The organism is Paralimibaculum aggregatum, from assembly GCF_030270585.1.
Lineage (GTDB): Bacteria > Pseudomonadota > Alphaproteobacteria > Rhodobacterales > Rhodobacteraceae > Thermohalobaculum > Thermohalobaculum aggregatum.
This window is the reverse complement of the sequence record NZ_BSYI01000175.1, coordinates 1-281: the sequence shown is the minus strand read 5'-3', so window position 1 is coordinate 281 and position 281 is coordinate 1. Positions and strand designations below refer to the sequence as shown.

The following is a 281-nucleotide window of genomic DNA, read 5'->3' as shown; positions in this document are numbered from 1 at the left end:
GCCTGGCCGAACGGGTCGGACCGATTAGCATGACTAGCATGATTAGCATGGCTGCCGCGGCGCCCGTCCCGGGTTTCCAGGGCGGCGAGGGCAGCGCGGACGTCAAACCACATGTCCGGTCCTCACGATCTGGAAGGCCTCCTTGCGCTTCCCGCCGCGCACCTCGGTGCCCTTGGGCAGCGGGATGAGCCAGCCATGGGAGACGAGAATCTCGATCGCGCTCCGCGCGACCTCCCTCTTCCTGAGGTCTTTGGTCGGAGCCTTCTGCTGCACGTCGCTCG

The 281-nt window shown here is 66.5% G+C and carries 1 protein-coding gene; it reads right to left on the bottom strand.

Annotation, left to right across the window (positions count from 1 at the left end):
* Positions 1-102: 102 nt before the first annotated feature.
* Positions 103-273, bottom strand: a complete 171-nt coding sequence (locus QSJ97_RS25225) for a hypothetical protein (protein ID WP_491630635.1) — start codon at positions 271-273, stop codon at positions 103-105.
* Positions 274-281 lie beyond the last annotated feature (8 nt).